This window comes from Paenibacillus xylanexedens (genome assembly GCF_017874615.1).
In the GTDB taxonomy this organism is placed as follows: Bacteria; Bacillota; Bacilli; order Paenibacillales; family Paenibacillaceae; genus Paenibacillus; species Paenibacillus xylanexedens.
In genome coordinates this window covers 44,879-64,629 of the sequence record NZ_JAGIKV010000010.1, presented here as the reverse complement: position 1 = coordinate 64,629, position 19,751 = coordinate 44,879, and the positions used below count along the sequence as shown (strand labels likewise).

Annotated in this window: 14 protein-coding genes and 1 pseudogene; 10 read left to right on the top strand and 5 right to left on the bottom strand. The window is 45.4% G+C overall.

Annotation, left to right across the window (positions count from 1 at the left end; genetic code table 11):
* Positions 1–84: 84 nt before the first annotated feature.
* Together J2Z28_RS14880 and J2Z28_RS31680 are read right to left on the bottom strand one after the other, a co-directional pair.
* A complete protein-coding gene (locus J2Z28_RS14880; RefSeq protein ID WP_211083069.1) occupies positions 85–1,074 on the bottom strand; it encodes a DUF4003 family protein in 990 nt (329 codons plus the stop codon).
* Between the two features lie 72 nt (positions 1,075–1,146).
* Complete coding sequence (locus tag J2Z28_RS31680) at positions 1,147–1,512, bottom strand: DUF6713 family protein (RefSeq protein ID WP_341343812.1); 366 nt, start codon at positions 1,510–1,512, stop codon at positions 1,147–1,149.
* 168 nt (positions 1,513–1,680) lie between these two features.
* Here J2Z28_RS31680 and J2Z28_RS14875 point away from each other — a divergent pair, with 168 nt between their 5' ends.
* From J2Z28_RS14875 to J2Z28_RS14855, 5 genes are all read left to right on the top strand, one after another.
* Positions 1,681–3,654, top strand: a complete 1,974-nt coding sequence (locus J2Z28_RS14875; protein WP_211083068.1) for a serine hydrolase domain-containing protein — start codon at positions 1,681–1,683, stop codon at positions 3,652–3,654.
* 54 nt (positions 3,655–3,708) lie between these two features.
* The gene (locus tag J2Z28_RS14870; protein ID WP_036605998.1) at positions 3,709–4,383 is read left to right on the top strand and encodes a response regulator transcription factor; all 675 of its coding nucleotides are present in this window, start codon (positions 3,709–3,711) and stop codon (positions 4,381–4,383) included.
* Positions 4,380–5,732, top strand: a complete 1,353-nt coding sequence (locus J2Z28_RS14865) for a HAMP domain-containing sensor histidine kinase (protein ID WP_211083067.1) — start codon at positions 4,380–4,382, stop codon at positions 5,730–5,732. The genes J2Z28_RS14870 and J2Z28_RS14865 overlap by 4 nt, the downstream gene beginning before the upstream one ends.
* A gap of 298 nt (positions 5,733–6,030) precedes the next feature.
* Positions 6,031–7,410, top strand: coding sequence for an amino acid permease (locus J2Z28_RS14860; RefSeq protein ID WP_076319983.1), 1,380 nt, complete (start codon positions 6,031–6,033; stop codon positions 7,408–7,410).
* A gap of 183 nt (positions 7,411–7,593) precedes the next feature.
* Positions 7,594–9,123: an alpha/beta hydrolase family protein gene (locus J2Z28_RS14855; RefSeq protein ID WP_211083066.1), complete on the top strand. Its 1,530-nt coding sequence runs from the start codon at positions 7,594–7,596 to the stop codon at positions 9,121–9,123.
* Between the two features lie 26 nt (positions 9,124–9,149).
* Here the strand turns inward: J2Z28_RS14855 and J2Z28_RS14850 are convergent, their stop codons facing one another.
* Positions 9,150–10,133 carry a MerR family transcriptional regulator gene (locus J2Z28_RS14850; protein ID WP_211083065.1) on the bottom strand — a complete coding sequence of 328 codons (984 nt, stop codon included), beginning with the start codon at positions 10,131–10,133 and terminating at the stop codon, positions 9,150–9,152.
* 210 nt (positions 10,134–10,343) lie between these two features.
* Here J2Z28_RS14850 and J2Z28_RS14845 point away from each other — a divergent pair, with 210 nt between their 5' ends.
* Together J2Z28_RS14845 and J2Z28_RS14840 are read left to right on the top strand one after the other, a co-directional pair.
* Entirely contained in the window at positions 10,344–11,246 is a 903-nt protein-coding gene (locus J2Z28_RS14845) for an SDR family oxidoreductase (RefSeq protein ID WP_017690578.1), read from the top strand.
* Positions 11,247–11,502: 256 nt separating this feature from the next.
* Positions 11,503–12,498: a cysteine peptidase family C39 domain-containing protein gene (locus J2Z28_RS14840; protein WP_211083064.1), complete on the top strand. Its 996-nt coding sequence runs from the start codon at positions 11,503–11,505 to the stop codon at positions 12,496–12,498.
* Between the two features lie 70 nt (positions 12,499–12,568).
* Here the strand turns inward: J2Z28_RS14840 and J2Z28_RS14835 are convergent, their stop codons facing one another.
* Positions 12,569–15,091 (bottom strand): transglutaminase domain-containing protein, encoded by a 2,523-nt coding sequence (locus tag J2Z28_RS14835; protein WP_211083063.1) that lies wholly within the window; start codon positions 15,089–15,091, stop codon positions 12,569–12,571.
* A 277-nt stretch (positions 15,092–15,368) separates the two neighbouring features.
* Between J2Z28_RS14835 and J2Z28_RS14830 the strand changes: the two are divergent.
* Both J2Z28_RS14830 and J2Z28_RS14825 read left to right on the top strand, forming a co-directional pair.
* Positions 15,369–15,482, top strand: a pseudogene (locus J2Z28_RS14830) (ester cyclase); the annotation flags it as partial.
* Between the two features lie 129 nt (positions 15,483–15,611).
* Entirely contained in the window at positions 15,612–17,990 is a 2,379-nt protein-coding gene (locus J2Z28_RS14825) for a GH36-type glycosyl hydrolase domain-containing protein (protein WP_211083062.1), read from the top strand.
* A 185-nt stretch (positions 17,991–18,175) separates the two neighbouring features.
* Here J2Z28_RS14825 and J2Z28_RS14820 read toward each other — a convergent pair whose 3' ends face one another.
* Entirely contained in the window at positions 18,176–18,931 is a 756-nt protein-coding gene (locus tag J2Z28_RS14820) for a GNAT family N-acetyltransferase (RefSeq protein ID WP_211083061.1), read from the bottom strand.
* A 148-nt stretch (positions 18,932–19,079) separates the two neighbouring features.
* Between J2Z28_RS14820 and J2Z28_RS14815 the strand changes: the two genes are divergently transcribed.
* Positions 19,080–19,742 (top strand): M48 family metallopeptidase, encoded by a 663-nt coding sequence (locus tag J2Z28_RS14815; protein ID WP_211083060.1) that lies wholly within the window; start codon positions 19,080–19,082, stop codon positions 19,740–19,742.
* Positions 19,743–19,751 lie beyond the last annotated feature (9 nt).

Genomic DNA, 19,751 nt, shown 5'->3' with positions numbered 1-19,751 from the left:
CAACAGGAAAAACGAGTACTCAGGGTTCACCCGGGTACTCGTTTTTTGTTTTGCACGGAGCATCTTAAGAGTCGAATTAATTTGCTAGTTTGATGATGAAGAAGCGGCAGCAGCCGATGCTGCGGCGGTTGCGGCCATGGCTGCTTGTTGAGCGATGATAATATTTGTGATACTGGTTGAGATTGCTGTCGTAAGCACACCGTTCCGCAGATTCTCCACATGTTGAATGGCTACCAGAGCTGACGAGAACAGGAGCAACTCCTGTTTGTCGATTGACCAGGCACCGAAGCCTTTTTGAGTCCGTAACCAGTCATTTGTTTCCGCGACTTCATCCACTAATGAGTCTCTGTCCGAAGGCAGTAGAGAAAGTATTCCGAGAGAGGCTAACGTATACGTTTTGTCCATTCGAAGATCCCTTTTGCGAAAAGCTTCATTTAAGGCAATCACACGAGCACCTGCATCCGGGGGATCATCTCCAAGAACCAGAACCTGTGTTAACGCCTGCACACTGTTTCTGGAAGAGAACTCTGGTTTTAATTCCCCGTAGAGTTGTTCCATACGTGCCACACCAGTATCCACCTCGAGATCGGAAAGGGCTAACATGGCAGCGAAAATGTAGTCATCCTGTCCAGTGAGGAAACGATGCTCTGCTTTCATGCCGTCATAAAATGATTTGGCCCGCTCCACCGTAGGTTGAAACTGGTCAGGTGATGTCTGAGTAGCGATCTGATAGGCGGCAATAACCAGATAATCGGAGTTGCGAAATTTGATCTCTTTCATCAAGTCATAGACATGCAAGGTGTCTGCCAGCTTCGTCTCTGCATCCGTTGTAAGGGAGAGCATGGCAGCAACGCTAATGGCCGAATTACCTCTGAATGCAGAGAAAAGCTTTGTGTTTTGCTTAATCAACTCATGGCTTTGACGAATAGCTTCCCCATCCGCTGTTTTATTCTCCGCTGCATAGAGCAGGGCAGCCAGACGTTGCATCATCGCATGTTGCCATTTGAACGACTCCTTGATGATCTGGGTATTGGAAACAAATAATTCAACTCGTTCTGCATGATGCTGCTGCATAGGCACACCTCCATATTCACTGTTATTCAACAATACCCTTCCAGCTTCCTTCATTCTGTCGGTGTAAACAGATTAGATGATTAGGAATATCAAATGAATTAAAGCGATTATTCCCATAGGGTAGATCAATGATCTGGAGAACCCGTTTTTAAATTCATTTCGAGGATGTTTTTCGAAAAAGAAGTGTAATACGGTATGTATGATGAAAAAGATATCCAGCACCCAAAATGTAACGGTCTGATATGAGCTAAAAAGAAGAGAGAGGATGATGGTATACATTGGCAGGTGAATCCAAGTGAAATACCTATAGGCTTTATCATCTTCCATATCTTTTAACACCATAAACAATTTCCACTCGGACCGCCTGATGGCATCCATTTCGTGAAGCAGAAAGAGAGACAGGTTAAACAAAAATAAAACCAGTAAAAAGTCAGGCATGCTAAGTCTCCTTTTCCTATTCAATCTGCTCCTATCTTACTAAAGGTAATTTAATTTGGCAAAATATGAAAAAAAGGTTCACACTCCGTTCATACGTGCTTGATATGCTCTCGAAAGAAAGCGTAAGGAACAGGTATTAAAAAATATACGGAGTGGTGGGGGCAAGTTATGTCATCGTTGATAAGAAAGCTTTTTGGGAAAATGATTTTACTGGTGTTATTGTTAGGCATGATATTAGGGGCAACTGGATTAGGGACCATGCCACTATCGGCAGCAGTATCCAATCCGGGATTAAATTCGGGTAAATTGGAGCAAGGAGTCGTAGCTAATCTGGAGGATACTGATCAGTTAACGGCATTCATGGATGGGATGATGGATGTGCAAATGCGATCTTTACAGATTCCAGGCGCAGTCATTTCGATTGTGAAGGATGGGAAGATCCTGCTCTCCAAAGGGTACGGACATTCGAACATCGAAGAAAATAAACCCGTTGATCCCGAAACCAGCTTATTTCGAATTGCTTCAACAACAAAGCTGTTCACATGGACCGCGGTGATGCAATTGGTTGAGGCGGGCAAGCTTGATCTCGATAAAGACATCAACACTTATCTGAAAACGGTGAAAATACCGAAAACCTATGAGGAACCGATTACGTTGCGCCATCTCATGACCCATACCGCAGGCTTTGAGGAAGGCGGTGTAGGTTATCAGATCACTACCGATCCGGGGAAACTTCCCGTCTCTATTGCTGAAACGATGGCGAAACATATGCCTGCACGGGTTAAGCCACCAGGCGAGATGCTGTCGTATTCCAATTACGGAGCCTCACTCGCGGGACTTATCGTCGAAGAAGTCAGCGGTATTGCCTACAATGACTATATACAGAAAAATATATTTGATCCGCTGGGCATGAATTATGCTACGGTAGAGGAGCCTGTTCCAGCGTCTCTGGAACCTTATGCCGTCCTTGGATACGCCCGAGCTAACGGCGAGTTTGTAACCAAACGGCCAACGTATGAGGGAGGATTCCGTCCTGCGGGATCAGGAAGCGTCTCGGCGAACGATATGGCTCATTTCATGATTGCCCATCTTCAAGACGGGCGATATGAAGATAAACAAATGCTCAAGCCGGAAACAGCCAAGCTCATGCATTCTCCGGCATTCCAATTTGATGAACGTTTACCCGCCATGGATCTGGGCTTTTATGAGTTGAATATGAATGGGCTGCGTGTGATCTCTCATGGAGGGGCCGATGAGCTGTTTAATACAGCGCTTTATCTTGTACCGGACAAAAAAGTGGGCATCTTTGTTTCCTATAGTGGAGGGGAAGGCGGAACGGCAGCAGAAGGGTTGGCGCAAGCCTTTTTTGACCGATACTATCCTGTACATGAAACTGAGCAGCCTAATGAAGCTTCTATCGAATTAGGGGAGTCTCTGGAAAAATATGCAGGCTCTTATCAATTTACACGCCGTAATCACACGAAGATCGATAAGTTTTTCAGTTTTCTGACTCAAATCAATATTGAGTTTTCGGATAACCGACTGTTTATTGGAAGTGGTGCAGATCAGCAAGTGTATACTCCGATTGGCGTGAATTTATTCCAGGAGGTCGGAGGGACACATCAGATGGGGTTCCGCACCGATGCAGAGGGCAAGGTCACGTATCTGTTTCTGGATATATTAAACCCAATGCCGCTGGAACCTGCACCGTTAATGAACCAATCGAAGTTCTGGCTCCTCTTGCTCGGCATTTCGGTTGTTCTGTTCATCACTGTATTGCATGGATTTGTTTATCGCAGACGCGAAATCAGAGTGATGCCAAAAGCACAGAAATGGGCAGTTCGGTTGTCAGCTATTACGTCTATATGGGGACTATTAACCTTGGGCGCAACACTTCTGGTGATGAACATGGATTTGATTGATCGGCTTAGCCATATTCCACTATCTTTACGTCTCTATCTGTTTATGCCGGTTATCCTTGTAGGGTTGACTGCGGCAATATTCATCATGAGCGTCCTGGCATGGAAAAACCAATATTGGACGTTACTGAAGCGTGTGCATTATACGTTCGTAATGGTAGCAGCAGTGATCTTGAGTTTATTTTTCTATCATTGGAACCTGCTGGGATGGCATTTTGGTTGAAAACCTGCGCCCAGATAGGAAGAACAAGATAGATATCGGAGGCATACATTTCATATGACCAAAATCCTAGTTGTGGATGACGATGTGCATATTCGTGAGCTGATTACCTTGTTTTTGCGGAATGAAGGATTCGAGATTGTGGTAGCCAAGGACGGTGCGGAAGCACTGGAGATTGTGGGGAAATCCCCAATTGATCTGGTTATCCTTGATATTATGATGCCGCGTTTGGATGGTTGGGAATTATGCAGGGAGATCCGGCGTATGGATCTGAATATGCCATTGCTAATGGTCACGGTAAAAGGGGAATCGGCCCAGAAAGTAAAGGGATTTCAGTTGGGAACAGATGATTATTTAACGAAGCCCTTTGATCCGCTGGAACTTGTGATGCGAGTAAAAGCTTTGCTGAAACGTTACTTGATTGTCTCCTCCCAGACCATTCAACTAGGGGGCATTATGCTGAATCGACGCAGCTTTCAAGTGATTCGTGGAGAGGAAACAATCAATTTGCCTTTAAAAGAGTTTGAATTGCTGTTCATGCTGGCAAACCAGCCTGGGCAGATATTTACCAGAGAACAGTTAATCATCAAGATCTGGGGGAGTGATTACGAAGGGGATGACCGGACAGTTGATGTTCATATCAAGCGACTAAGGGAAAAATTCGCTGGTGATGCACACCATTTTCAGATTGAAACGGCTCGTAGTCTGGGCTACCGGTTAGTCATCACATGATCAAAACCTTATATGTTCGTATTATTTGCACGTTTCTGGTCGTCATCGTTTTCAGTTTGCTGACCTCTTTCTTCATCGGGATCTTCCTTTTCAAAAAAGAAGTAAATCATATCGGTCAGAATGACATGATTTCTGTAGGGGAGGAACTGATCCGTCTATATGAGCAAACGCAACCTGAGGACAGGGATGCTTTCATCAAAAGTATGGTGAAAGTGTCCACCTATCCCATTCATCTATATGACGTTTCGGGTAACGTAACCTATTATGACCTAGACCATACAGAGACCGTTGAAATTGCACCAGAAGTGGTTCAAAAGGTGTTGCAGGGTCAGGTCTATCGTTCTCCCGGAGAAGTGGAGCAGACGTTCATCGGTCTTCCTTTTCCATACAAAGGGGAACCACAAGCCATGTTTATGCAGTATTCTCCGCAGAATGAAAATATCATTAATCGGATGGTTTTGCTGGTATTATTGCTTGCACTGTTGATCGGAAGTTTGTGTATCCTTATTGCTGCAAGGTATTTGGTCAAACCGATCCAGGTGTTGACGCGGGCAACCAAACGACTGGCGAAGGGTGATTTTAATGTGGAAATCCAAACAAAGCGCGTGGACGAAATGGGAGCATTGACGCAGAGTTTTAATGAAATGGCGAGTGAGCTTAAACAACTGGAACAGATGAGACAGGATTTTGTTTCCAATGTATCTCACGAGATTCAAACGCCGCTGACCTCTATTTCCGGTTTTGCCATGGCGTTGAAAAACAGCAGCCTGGTTGCGGAGGCCGATCGTAACTATTACCTCGATATCATTATTACGGAGAGTGGACGACTATCCAGACTAAGTGATAATCTGCTGGAGCTTGCGTCTCTGGATTCCGATCATCATCCGTTCGAGACAACCACCTATAATCTTGATGAGCAAATCAGGCAAGTGGTGGTGACTTGCGAGCCTCAATGGTCAACCAAAGGCATTCCAGTTCATTTAGAATTGGCGGACGGTATCAAAATAAGGGCAGATCAGGATCAGCTTAACCAAGTGTGGATGAATTTATTAGGCAACAGCATTAAGTTTACTCCCGTGGGAGGGCGTATCGAAATACGCATGAGCCAGTCTGTGGATGGAATCTTTTTCACGATAACCGATTCGGGCATTGGAATAGCGCCAGAGCAACTGGATTATGTTTTCGAGCGGTTTTATAAAACAGACCTGTCACGCGATCGCAGCATCAGTGGTAACGGTCTGGGCCTCGCCATCGTCAAAAAAATCGTGATGCTTCATCACGGAACTGTCGAAATGAAAAGTCAGGTGGGCATGGGGACAACGGTGATCGTTCATTTACCTTCTGGGTGATTACAAAAATGGATGTAGAGCTGCCAAAGATATTTTTCTGGTAGCTCTTTTTTGTATGGATTTTTAGATCCCTATTCCAGTGGCGATAAAAATCAGGATTATTCTGATTGCAATAAATCATCAGGGGTTATCCTAATCATGTCAGGTGAGGGTATGAGGAGCGGCACCTTTTTCATGTAAAAGCCCTATTTAGCTAATCTTCCTCACATTCCTTGTTGTATTTCTGCGGCACATCTCGTACAATTTGATGAAGTAATTCTGCATTGCGTTAATGTGAATGTGAAAAGGGGAGAATCGTTTGGAATCAAAGCAACTATCTAGAGGGCTAAAGCCCCGCCATGTAGAGCTGATTGCACTCGGAGGTACAATTGGCGTTGGTCTGTTCATGGGATCGGCGAGTACGATCAAATGGGCAGGACCATCCGTGCTGCTGGCTTATTTATTGGCTGGTATCGTTATCTTTTTTGTCATGCGTATTATGGGTGAAATGTTGATTCAGGAACCGGTAACCGGTTCGTTTGCTACATTTGCTCACAAATATATTAGTCCGCTTGCCGGATTTCTGACCGCCTGGAGCTACTGGTTCCTATGGGTTACGGTGGGTATGGCGGAAGTTACGGCGATTGGTATCTATGTCGGGTATTGGTTCCCGGATATTCCACAGTGGCTGCCTGCACTTGCCGGGGTGCTGATCATTGCGGCAGCGAATCTGGCGGCGGTGAAGTTCTATGGGGAATTTGAATTCTGGTTTGCGATGATCAAAGTGACGGCTATTGTTGCGATGATCGTGATCGGAACCGGGCTCATCTTCTTCGGCTGGGGGAATGGGGGTCAGGCCATTGGTCTGTCGAATCTGTTCAGCCATGGTGGCTTCTTCCCTGGAGGCATCAAAGGTTTCCTCTTCGCATTGTGTATCGTAACGGCTGCGTATCAAGGGGTGGAGATGGTCGGTATTACAGCAGGCGAAGCGGAGAATCCGAAACACACTTTGCGTAAAGCGATCAAAAATATCGTGTGGCGTATTCTTATTTTCTACGTTGGTGCCATATTTGTTATCGTAACCTTGTACCCTTGGAACGAAGTAGGCGAGACGGGCAGCCCGTTTGTGCTCACCTTTGCCAAAGTTGGTATTGTTGCTGCAGCGGGGATCATTAACTTTGTGGTGCTCACGGCGGCCATGTCGGGATGTAACAGCGGGATCTACAGTGCGGGACGGATGTTGTACACGCTGGCTGAGAATGGGCAGGCACCTGCCTTTTTCAAAAAGCTGTCCAAAGGCGGGGTTCCCCGCAACAGTATCGTCATTACAATCTCCTTGCTGCTGATTGGGGTTGTGCTGAACTACCTGATGCCGGACTCGAAGCTGTTCCTGTACATCTACAGTGCAAGTGTTCTTCCGGGTATGGTTCCATGGTTCGCGCTGGCGTTCAGCCAGTTCCGATTCAGAAAGCGTTGGGGCAACGAGATGGCAGATCATAACTTCAAGTCCAAATGGTTCCCGATCAGCAATTACATCATTATTGTGTATCTGATCCTCGTCATTATCGGTATGGCGTTTAACCCGGATACACGCTTGCCTCTGGTTGTTGGAGCTACGTTTATGGCAATCGTGGTGGCTGGATATTTCGCATTTGGCATCGGAAAAAGACAACGGATAGATGGCGGCGAAGATCGTTAGTATCGTATTCCAAAGTCAATTTATAACGTAATTTCATACGTGCATTCCTTGAATACAATGGAGAACCTGCGGGCGATTCAGCGTCATTCAGGGAGTGCATTTTTTTTATCCGCAAAATTCATGCTTGAATCTCCTGTAACTGGAGGTTTTAAGATTGGAGGCAGACAAGGGGGCATACGTCTTATGAGGACAGTAGAATGGATTTATCTTATTTTTAACCTGCTTATGTTTGTGGGGGTAATCGGGATCGGGAGACAGAGTCAACATTTTCGGAAAATGATATGGGGTGGATTCGTCATATCGGGTGTGCTGCTGATCATCCATGGTGTGGTCGAAGGACTTCGTTGGCCGATGATTCCGGCGTATCTGCTCACGTTGGTTCCACTGGTTGTGTTATTTACAAAGGCAAGACGCCAGCAACAGTCAGGTGTAACCTCGCTGAACAGCAAAGGTTCCGGGGCATCTGCTTCCACATCGACTGTGACGAGGAAATTCGGACGTGTTCGAATCATCGCAACGTCTCTTCTGGTGTTGGTATACGCTATTGTGAGCATTGGCTTGCCACTGCTGTTCCCGATATTTTCGTTTGCCAAGCCAGCAGGTCCCTATGGAATCGGAACGGTATCCTACGATTGGACAGATAACAGCCGTGACGAACTTCTGACGAGTAACGCCGGAGAGAAACGGGAGCTGATGGTGCAGATCTGGTACCCAACGAATCCAGACGCAGAGGGCGCAACAGCTCCTTATGTTAATAAACCGGAGATCTACGGGACAGCCTTCAATGAAGTGCTGAAACTGCCAAAGCTTTTATTTTCCAGTCTGAGTCAGGTCAAAACGCATGCGATTCAGGAAGCTCAGTTGTCTGATGCCGAAGCCAAGTATCCGGTTGTTCTTTTCTCTCATGGCCTACATGGATATGAAAATCAGAATACGTTTCAGGTCGAGCAGCTGGTGAGTCAAGGATACATCGTTGTGGGCATTAATCACACGTATAGCAGTCTGGTATCCGTATTCCCGGATGGACGTGTGGCGCAGTTTGAATCGGAAGGGAAAGAAGGCTTTGAGCAGCTGCAATTCAGTTACATGGACAAGTTGAATGAGACATGGGTGAAGGATGCACAGTTTGTACTGGATGAGGTAGAGAAGTTGGCTGAGGGGGACCCGAGTGGGCGGTTTACAGGACATATGGATCTGGACAACATCGGCATGTTTGGGCATTCATTTGGCGGAGCAACGACAGTACAGATGTTAATGGATGATCCACGTGTGAAAGCAGGCATGAATATGGACGGTGTATTGTTTGGCGAGAAGCGTATCCCTGCGGAAGGTGTGGGCAAGCCGTTTCTGATGATGAGTGCAGACTCAACCGTTGCAGGTACAAGTGTGATGAGTGACGAGGAAATTGCTGCGATGGGCACGACCCGTCCGGAAGCCGAGAAATATTACGAGGAAGTGTACGCTCGGTATGAGTCGGTAACCGTAGGAGGGAACTTCTGGATGGAGCTGACCAACACCAAACATCTGAGTTTCTCCGACCTCTACCTGATCTCTCCACTGCTCGAATGGACACAGGGTGTAGATGCGCGGGGGACACAACAGTTGGTTAACGATACAACGATTGATTTCTTCAACCACTACTTGAAAGGGCAACCGCTCCATATGGACACGGAAGTGGGAGAACATGAATCCTATTCGTTGAAAAAAGGCTAAACGTATAAATGGAAGGAGACTGAAATTCAGTCTTCTTCCATTTGTTTTAATCGTAACCGCATGCCCTCCTGCAACAGGTTAATGCCATCTACAATCTGGCTCCATTCGGGATTCATTACCTTGCACAGTTTGTTAAAACGCAGAATGCGATCCGTCACGGAGTCCAGCATATATCGGGCCTGTTTGCTGAAAAATACTTCAGGTGTTTCGGCATGCTCGATACTTGCATACATCAACACAAAGTCCCACACCATGCTTTGCACAGCAGGGCTATCGATTGCCCACCGCTTGTCCAAAGCTTCGGTAGTGCGAATGCGAATAGCCTCCATTTTTTTCACCCAGACGTCCGCTTCGACTTGTGGCTGATTCGCCATAATGAAGAATGGAACCTCCAGCCGAGCCAGATCTGCCCAATAGGCCGGATCATTGATCAGTTCCTGAATTTCCTTCCAGGCCAGTGTTTGCTGAGCCGTCAGTTTGGTATCTTTCATCATGTATTTATCGAAAAAGTGCAGAAACGACACTCTCCAATCCTGCGGAATGCTGTCCAGCAGATGGGATTCATCCACCTTCGCAGCAACAAATTGTTTTCGCCTGCTCGCATTGGCCGTCAGGGATTCTACCAGACTGGAGATGTACGTGAGAGACTGTTCCGAACGCAGTGAAGTTTCTTCTTCATGCTGCCTCGCTTGCTGCAAAACGGAGAGCATGGAATTCATCGTGCCGATCTGGGTTTCCAACGCTTCAATCTGCAGATCCAGTGCCTGTGCTACCGCCAGTTCACCCGACATGAGCTTTCGAATATCCGGTATGCTGAAATTCAGATACCGAAGCGTTGTAATGAGTTCGAGTTGCCACAGGTCTTGCGTTGTATAGAGTCGATGCCCGCCTTCCGTATGACTGGAGGGTTGTAACAGTTCAATCTCATCGTAATAACGGATCGTTTTCACCGTGGAGCCGATCAGTTTGGCTGCTTCACCAATGGAATAGGGTTCTTTGTTTGCATTCAACGAGATCACCTCATGTTCTATTATACAATCTCCAGTTAGGGGAGATTCAATGTGTGACAGTTGTCTGGGAATCCAGTTAGCTTAGTTTAAATTCCACCCATCTCGGTTACAAAGGAAAGAGTGCAACTTTTACACAAATTAAATTCACAACAAATAAAAAATACGTTTATACGATGGGTATCGTGTAAATAACCAAGGAGGAAATTGAACATGGCTAATCAAGACCAGCACACCATGCAAGATCCAACGACACAATATCCGAAGGCGACACCGGAGTGGAAACAGCAGCAGGATGAGCCGGGGCTCCAGCGTGAGATGACCCCTGTTCCCGATGCGGGTGAGAAAAGTTATAAAGGCAGCGGACGTTTAACAGGACGCAAAGCGGTTGTGACCGGGGCCGACAGCGGAATTGGCCGGGCGGCAGCGATTGCGTTTGCTCGTGAAGGCGCGGATGTCGTTCTGGCCTATCTGCCGGAAGAGGAAGCAGATGCGCAGGAAGTTGTGAAGCTGATTGAGGAAGCTGGGCGTAAAGCGATCACGATGCCAGGTGACCTGAAGGATGAGAAATACTGTGAAGAACTCATTGAATCTGCGGTAAAAGAGCTTGGCGGGATTGATATCCTTGCTAACGTGGCAGGTAAACAGCAGTTTGTAGAGCAGATTGCGGATTTGACTACCGAGCAATTCGATGCAACGTTCAAAACAAATGTCTATTCCATGTTCTGGCTCTGCAAAGCAGCTGTGAAACATATGAAGCCGGGCAGCTCCATTATCAATACATCATCGATTCAGGCGTACAAACCTTCGCCAATCCTGCTGGATTATGCAACAACGAAAGCATCGATCAATACGTTTAGTAAAGCATTGGCCCAACAGGTGGGTAGCAAAGGGATACGTGTCAACGTTGTTGCACCAGGACCGGTATGGACACCGCTCCAGGTCGTGGGTGGACAACCAGTCGAGAAGCTGGCCGATTTTGGCTCCAACACACCGCTTGGTCGGGCAGGACAGCCTGCCGAGATGGCTCCGGCATTTGTGTTCCTGGCAAGCCAGGAATCCAGCTATGTGAGCGGTGAGACATTGAATGCAAATGGTGGTACGGTTAGTCCGTAAATAGACTTAGGTAATCCGGTCAAGGTATCAGAGGATACGGTCTCCATATTGGGGGCGGTATCCTCTTTTTTGTCATTAAGATGAGAGAAATAAAATATTTTCATATATGAAAGCGTTCTTATATAAAACGGAAAAGGTACATGGTAATATATTCAAGAACATGATCTTCGCTCCCAGCTCTGAGAGTGCGTTGCTTATACAATGAATCTGTTCAGATCAATACACTATGCCTAGTAATCGAAGGAGGAATTCTGTAATGGCCAAGAATGTACTTAAACTAGGTGAACCCGTCATAAGCACGTACACATCATATGGGACATTAACATCCGTTATGCACGAAGATTTATGGCCATGGATTTTCAATAACTTTATACAAATCAGGTATGCACATGGATGGGGAATTTTTTCGTTTGATTCTCATCAGTTTCTGCTAAGTACCTGTCCGGGAATTTCCTTTTACAACCTGCCACAAGAAATTGTGATTAGTAAATGGGGAACATCACTTAAGCAAGTGATTACGGAAGCGATAGATATGGGATATTATCTATATATTTATGCAGATAGATACTACATTGCGTGTACAGACTATTATCAGAAAGAACATCTCATGCACGAATTATTGGTGTACGGGTATGACCTGGATCAAAATTTGATTTACATTGCTGATAATCTAGATGATGGTAAATTCATACAAACCGTATGTAGTCTGGATGAACTTGAGAAAGGCTACTGGACCATGTCTAATGAGTACAGTTTTTGGACAGAAGTGAGATTTCTCAAGCCTATCCAGAATATCAATTATGCAATTCATGTGGAGCAGATTATAACGGCGATGGAAAACTATCTTAACTCAAGCGAGACATATGACTTAGTGAGAGATCAGAAATACGATTTTGGAATGCAAGCCATTCAACGCATCTTTACCGACATTGAGCAGGCAGCCCTAGTTGGAGAAGCATTGGATTCACGAGTCTTTCATCTTTTGTATGAACATAAGCTACTAATGGAGTTACGTTTATCTTATTTAATGGAGAAATTAATCATTGAACGAGATTCAACCTTTATGGAATTAAGCACTATTCTGAAACAGGACTACTTTAAATTGAGAAATATAGTTCTGAAATACAATATAACGCGTGATGCAAGTACACTCAGTAAAATAAGTGAGAGATTGCAAGAGAATCTTATAAAAGAGAAAGTATTCATTTCTTCTTTTATTACCAGATTACAACAGGTTAAATCAATGGCTTGAAGTCATCTAATAATAGACAAAAAATCCCCTTTGCTTGTGAAAAAGCAAAGGGGATTGCTGTGTAACTAAGTTACTTCTGCTCTGGTTTCGGGTCCAAAATGGCATAACTGCCTAGCGTGGCTAATTGTGCTGTATTCAGAAGCGCTTCATCCACTGCAGCGAGGGCTTCGCCGGCAGCTGTCATCAGCTCATCAGAGTCAACAGGTGAGGCGAAACGGAGAATGACTCGGTTCTCTCCTTTTTTGAGTTCACTCTCAGCCTTGGTTTTGTACTCATTAATGGACACGACTTCGAGATCATTCTGTACATAATAATCATTGGCATCGCTCTCGCCATTAAACATCGCGAGCTCGGAATCAAGCCAGTAATCTTGATCCGCTATTGTTTTCTGACTGGCAGCAGTATCATCGTTGGCATTATACAGAAAGTATGGGATGCCGGAGTTCGTCAGGTTGTTGGTGGCATCGACATGGAACCATTCGTTCCCGATTTTGACCTTGTTCCATGCATGTGGAACGCCACTGGAAGCGCCCGTTACAACGATGCTTTCCAATCCCGAGAGATCGGAGAGCAATTTGTAAACGGAAGCATAGCTGGCACATACCCCAACTCCTTTGACCAGAATACCGTATGTGGTAAACGAGTCATTAAACTGTGGATCGACATTTTTGAAGTTGTTCTGCTCCGCATTCTCCAGCGCTGCATCGTCATACTTCGCGTTATCGTTCAGATAATCGTAGATGGCTTTTCGTTTCTCGTCTTCGTTCATGCCGTCTTTGATAATAGAAGCCACGACTTCGTTCGCTTTGGCAATAATCTCATCTTGCTTCTTCTGGATGCCACTAGCCGATTCATTGTAATGAATCGAAAGGGTAAGCGTACCATAGTTGTATTCGAAACCTTCCACACCAAGAATCAATGGATTCTGGTACATCACTTTCAGGACAACATCCGAGAGTGTCGTAAAATTTTGAGCTTCGGGGAAAGCTTTTAACGAAATTTTATCTTGTGCTGCAATCATATTTTTGGCTAAAACTTCTTCCAATGCGGAATCTGCATTGATCATTGCATCGCCTGTAGCAGGCTGTGGCACGGTTTCCTGATTACCTTGTTCTACATTTTGCTGTGTATTGGATTTCTGTTCATCTACCAGGTTGTCTTCTTCAGCTTCAGGAGCTGGAGCAGGTGTTTCATTGGAAGCCTCTTCAGAAGCCATATCTGAAGAATTATCAGAAGTATCATCGGAAGCCTCAGTAGATAGAGGATCAGTTGCATCTTCTGAAGTCTCAGTATCGGTTGTGGACTCTGTAGTTGGAGTTTCCGAAGCCGGTGCTTCTTCTGTTTCCGTTGCAGACTCAGGTTCATCATGATTGTTGATGATCGTTGGCACATCAGGTGCAGGGACGTAAGGTGTGTTATTCTTTGGTTCCACCAGTCCGTTGCTGGACTCGGCTACGGTTTGCTGAGTGAGTCTGTCCAGGTCTGCTTGGGTCACATTTTCTACACGTACGTAACTTTTCAGAGCTGTCCCTTTAATGTGAAAAGGAATATTTGTTTCATTGAACTCTGAAATCTCTACGTTTTTGGTATCATAGACAATGGTTTCACGGGCTAGAGATCCGTCATTGTACTCAACTGTTGCTTTCTGAGGAAGTACATCTATATTCTTTAATTTCTCCATATACAATTGTTCTTTCAAAGCTGTTGGTAACTGGGAAGCAAGCGGAGCTGTAGGGACACCTCTGCTAAAATTGGATTCTTTGCCTCCACCGATTGCAGTGACGTAATATTCTCCTCGTAAACCATGGTTCTGATGAGAAATTATCAGTTCACTATAAGTGCCGAGCCCACCTCTTCCGTCTTTCATAAAATCATTGAAAGACGTCTCTGTTGTTACCGCAATATCTAAAGGCAGACTATTACTGAAAGCGTCCTCTGCGCCAGTTAGAGGTACATTTGTATCGAAGTTGGTTAGGTCAGAACGTTCATAAATTTTATATTCGGTGGCACCCTCAACCTTGTCCCAGACCAACGTTAACCGTCTGTCTTTATCAATCTCGTATCTTAGGTTGGGCACAGGCAACTCCGATTTCACTGTAAACGGAATAATGATGGGTTGATCGAGCAGGGTTAGCTTCTCGGCATCCGGATCATAATTCAGACGAATGTAATAAATGGGGGCACCGCCCCAAGAGCCTTGATCCTTGTTCTTCATGGAATCTGAGGTTAAAACGCCCCATCCAAGAGGTCTAATAGAAATACTATTGTCATGAATATCTGATAATAAAGGTACTTCACTTGCTTTGAGTGCTTTGATATCGGTATGTACGGATATGGTATCTCTCAGGGACCAATTAGATTTTCCTAAATCTGCTTTAAACTTGAACGTAAATTCTTCATCCTGAGCTACGTTGTACATCGGCATGATCGCTTGTTCCGATTCAGAGCCGTATTTCTGCTTCAAATTTAAAATGGTAGAACCTTCTACTACTTCTGTAGGGTTATTTTCGGACGGACTACTCTCCTGTTCAGTACTCTGGCATCCAGCCAGTAACAGGGTGAGTGCAAACATAATGAAAAATAGACGTTTCATGATACACCGCTTTCTTGTTTTCTGAGTTGCTCTAATGCTACGTTTCTACACACCGAAAGATTATCAGATATGGTTAAAACCCTTACTCGAACCTCTTAACGGCCAAACCTCCTATTAATTTCCTAATATCCTTTGCTAGTTTATGGTCATATTGACGCATTGTCAAGGTGAGAGGGTAGGTTTTAAGACCTGTAGAACAATAGAACAGTTGTAATTCCGTAGCGGGGGGACCATGTTAAAATACAAGAGTTACTACATATTTATATATAATAGAAGAATAATTGAAATTGCCAGTGCGGTATACCGAGTGGAAAACGAACGAATTGCAGAGTATTGGATTCAGATCGACAGGATGGGCATCGAGAAACAATTGGAACGTAATCGGAGCTGAGTTTCTCAGCTCTTTTTTAGTTTTCAGTTCTTTGTAAGCGTTCCCGTGTTATAATGGACAAAGTTGTATACAAGTTACCTAAAACGTTTTCTGTCTTTTAACTCCATAATCTGAAAGTGAGGTTCAGTGATGATTAAAGCAACGGAAGATAATCAATATGTTGAACTAACAAGCCCGACAAGTTTACCGAAGGCATCCGGATTCCTTTGGAATGAAAAGATGATGATTCATGTGAATTGCCGGGGGTACGCGGTGGCCCAATTCATGCAGCCCGAACCTGCTAAATACTCGTATGCGCCCAACCTGGAAGCCAAGACGTTTATGCAACCGGAGCAGCCATACTATGCCCACCATCCGGGACGGTTTGTCTACATTAAAGATGAAATAAGTGGCGAAATTTTCTCCGCCCCGTATGAACCGGTTCGCAAGCAGGCGGATAGCTATACGTTCGCTGTGGGTAAACACGATATTCACTGGAAAGTGATTCAGGACGACATTTGCATCGAGATGTCCCTGCGCCTGCCGAAGGAAGATGTCATGGAGCTATGGCGTGTGAAGGTAACCAATCTGTCTTCGAGAAAACGCAAGCTGAGTATCTACCCGTATTATACGGTCGGCTATATGTCCTGGATGAACCAATCCGGTTCATATGTGGAAGATTTGCAGGGCATTGTCTGCTCGGCAGTTACGCCGTATCAAAAATATCAGGATTATAGCAAAATCAAAAATTACAGCGACAAAACCTATCTGCTTGCAGATCACCAACCGACCGCGTGGGAAGTGAATCATGAGATCTTTGAAGGCGAAGGCGGACTTCATAATCCTTCTGCCCTTCAGTCGGAGACACTCGCAGGTGGAGATGCACGGTACGAGACACCTGTAGCTGTATTGCAATATAGAGTCGAACTGGAAGCGGGAGCGGAGCAGGCGTATCGATTTATCTTTGGCCCGGCTCATGATGAGACAGAGATTGAGGGCATTCGTCAACATTATTTTGTGAAACAGAATAAGGATGGACAGGATGGTTTCACCGCAGCCGAGCAGGAGTATGCTGAGTATATTGCGGAAGGGCAAGGAAACATCCAGATCGAGACACCGGACAGCTGGCTAGATAATGTTGTGAATCACTGGCTACCTCGCCAGATGTACTATCATGGCAAAACCAATCGTCTGACAACCGATCCGCAGACGCGGAATTATTTGCAAGATAACATGGGTATGAGCTACATTCAGCCGCAGATTGCACGAGCTGCGTTCTTGACAGCCTTGTCTCAGCAGCATATAAGCGGTGCGATGCCAGACGGCATTATTTTGCACCCGGACGCAGAACTGAAATATATTAACCAGGTTCCTCATACCGATCACTGCATCTGGCTTCCGGTCTGTATGAAGACCTATCTAGATGAAACGAATGACTATAGCATTTTGGAGGAACAGGTTGCTTTTACAGACAGTGAACAAAAGGTTTCCGTACTGGAACATATGAATCTTGCGATGCGCTGGTTGATCCATGAGCGTGATGCGCGTGGGTTGAACTATATCAATCAGGGTGACTGGTGTGATCCGATGAACATGGTGGGATACAAAGGCAAAGGCGTATCCGGCTGGCTGACCATTGCGACGGCATATGCGTTCAATGTGTGGGCAGATATTGGTGAACAGGCGGGACATGCCGAGGTCGCAGCGGAATTCCGTCAGGAAGCCAACCAGACCAATGCGGTAGCCAATGAGTATCTGTGGGATGGGGACTGGTATGCCCGCGGAATTACGGATGATAACGTAGTGTTTGGTGTAAGCAACGACGTGGAAGGGCGCATCTATATCAATCCTCAGAGCTGGGCACTTATGAGCGGTGCTGCGGATCAAGATAAACAGGAGAAGTTAATTCGTGCGGTAGAGGAGCAATTGGAGACGCCATATGGTGTCGAGAAACTCGCGCCGTCTTTCACCGCCATGCGGGAGGATGTAGGTCGTGTCACGCAGAAACATCCGGGAAGTGCAGAGAATGGTGCCGTGTACAATCACGCGGCGGCGTTCTATATTTACGCGTTGTACCTGGTGGGCGAGAAGGAGAAGGCATATCGTCTGTTGCGTAAAATGATTCCGGGCCCTGATGGCGAGGATATTCTCCAGCGGGGTCAGCTACCTGTATTTATCCCGAATTATTATCGCGGAGCTTATCGGCAATTCCCACGTACAGCTGGGCGCTCCAGTCATCTGTTCAACACCGGCACAGTACCTTGGGTGTATCGCTGCCTGATCGACGGATTGTTTGGACTGCAAGGTCACGCACAAGGGCTTCAGGTTCGTCCGCAGTTGCCAGAAGATTGGAACGAGGCATCGGTTACGCGGTTGTTCCGCGGGGCTGAGCTGAATGTAAATATGAAGAAGGATGCAACTGTCCAGACGATTGAAGTGCATGTTGACGGTCAACGAATTGCAGGGGACATCATCAAGAATATACAGGGCGGCGTGAAATATGAGGTGCTGGTGAAGCTGCCTTTGTAGAAAAGCGCAAGGAGTAATGCTGAACGATCTGAAGAGTTTTGGAAAATTACGAAGACAAATTAAAAACTGCCTTTCCTTTATAGAAGGAGGGCAGTTTTTGCTTCAAGATGTTGTTTTGAATTAATCTGTTTGTCAGACTGAATATGATGAAAGAATCCACAAGCTAAGCTTGATTAGCAAACACTCTATTCTTTGACTCTGTACCAATAGCTATAAATCTCTGAATAACCCAGCTTGGCGTAAAGTTTCAAGGCAGGTGCATTATTCGCAACCACTTGCAGATAACTAGACGTAGCGCCTTGTTTTTTTGCCCAATGCAATAGATGCAGGATCATCTGTTCAGCAAGTCCCCGATTCCGGAAGTTAGCGTCTGTAATGATGTCATACAATCCAATATAGCCACGCTCGATTACACCAAACCCACAAGCGACGACTTGCCCATCGATCAACAGCGAGATGAAACCTACCTTTGTCCGGATATTGTCCAACATTAATTCCGTCGTTTCCCGTTGCAGATCATTCACCTGATTTAGCCTGCAAAAATGATCCAGCCACGCTGTGGTCAACTGTTCGTCGATCTGTACAGCTTGGTGCACAGGCTCTTTGATCTCTTCCAGGCTCCTAATCTGGATACGGGTCAGATCGACAACGCCATACCCTTTGTCTTGCAAAAGTTGGTCGAGATGATCCGGCTGAATAAACGGTGTGATTTTAAATATGGTATTTAACTGATTGGAAGCATAGATACGCTCACATTCCTCAATCTTTTCATGCACATCCAGAGTTGAATAGTGTATGGGTTGAACGGAGTTGGCACGTTTGGTATATCCTTTGGCAAAACGGAGTACCCAACCGTCATATAGTAAGGTAGACAAGGGTTGCCAGTGATTAAGGGATAGTTCTTCAATGATTTTGTGTTCTGTATCTATGGTATGCCTCATATCCAACCTCCGATTTTATGATTAAATAATAATACATAATAATGTATAAAAATACAATACAAACATATATATCGCCGAACAGTATGCATTGTGGTCGGAGATGGTATACAATTTGGTTGAATGAATAACTTCAGAAGCGGAGCGCATTATGTTAACTATAGAATTAAATAATCACAGCATTAACTGTCATATCCAATACGGCAAACGCAAGAAGGTGTCCATCACGATGGACTTGCCTTATATGGTAACGATCAAAGCACCCAATGGTACCAGTGAAGACATGATCCGGCAACTTGTAGAGCAGCACGGGGATGTGATATTGAAGAAATCCGCTCTGATGCAGCGGGCGCTCGACGGTCCTCAAACCAAGGAATACGAAGATGAGGGCAAGGGGAAGTTTCTGCTTTTTGGCAAGGAGCATGCACTGCATGACTTAATTCCAGTAGAGGGGCTTACAGAAGAGGAGCTGCGAGCGAATCTGAAGAAGTTTTATTTTGCCGAGTGTAAACGCATGATTGGGGAGCGCATTGGACGCTATCAGCAGGAGTTGAAGGTGAAGCCGAAGTCAGTAGAGATCGTAGATTCTCCCACTAAGTGGGGCAGTTGCAGCTGGGACAAAAAACTTACGTTCAATTATCGTCTGGGGATGGCGCCATTGGAAGTGATCGATTATGTCATCATTCATGAACTTTGCCATATTCACCACATGAATCATGATCGCTCTTTCTGGCGGCGAATCGGCAGCATCATGCCGGATTACAAAACAAAAGAAGATTACCTGATGCGAAATGGTCGAGCCATGACGTTGTAAATATAATTT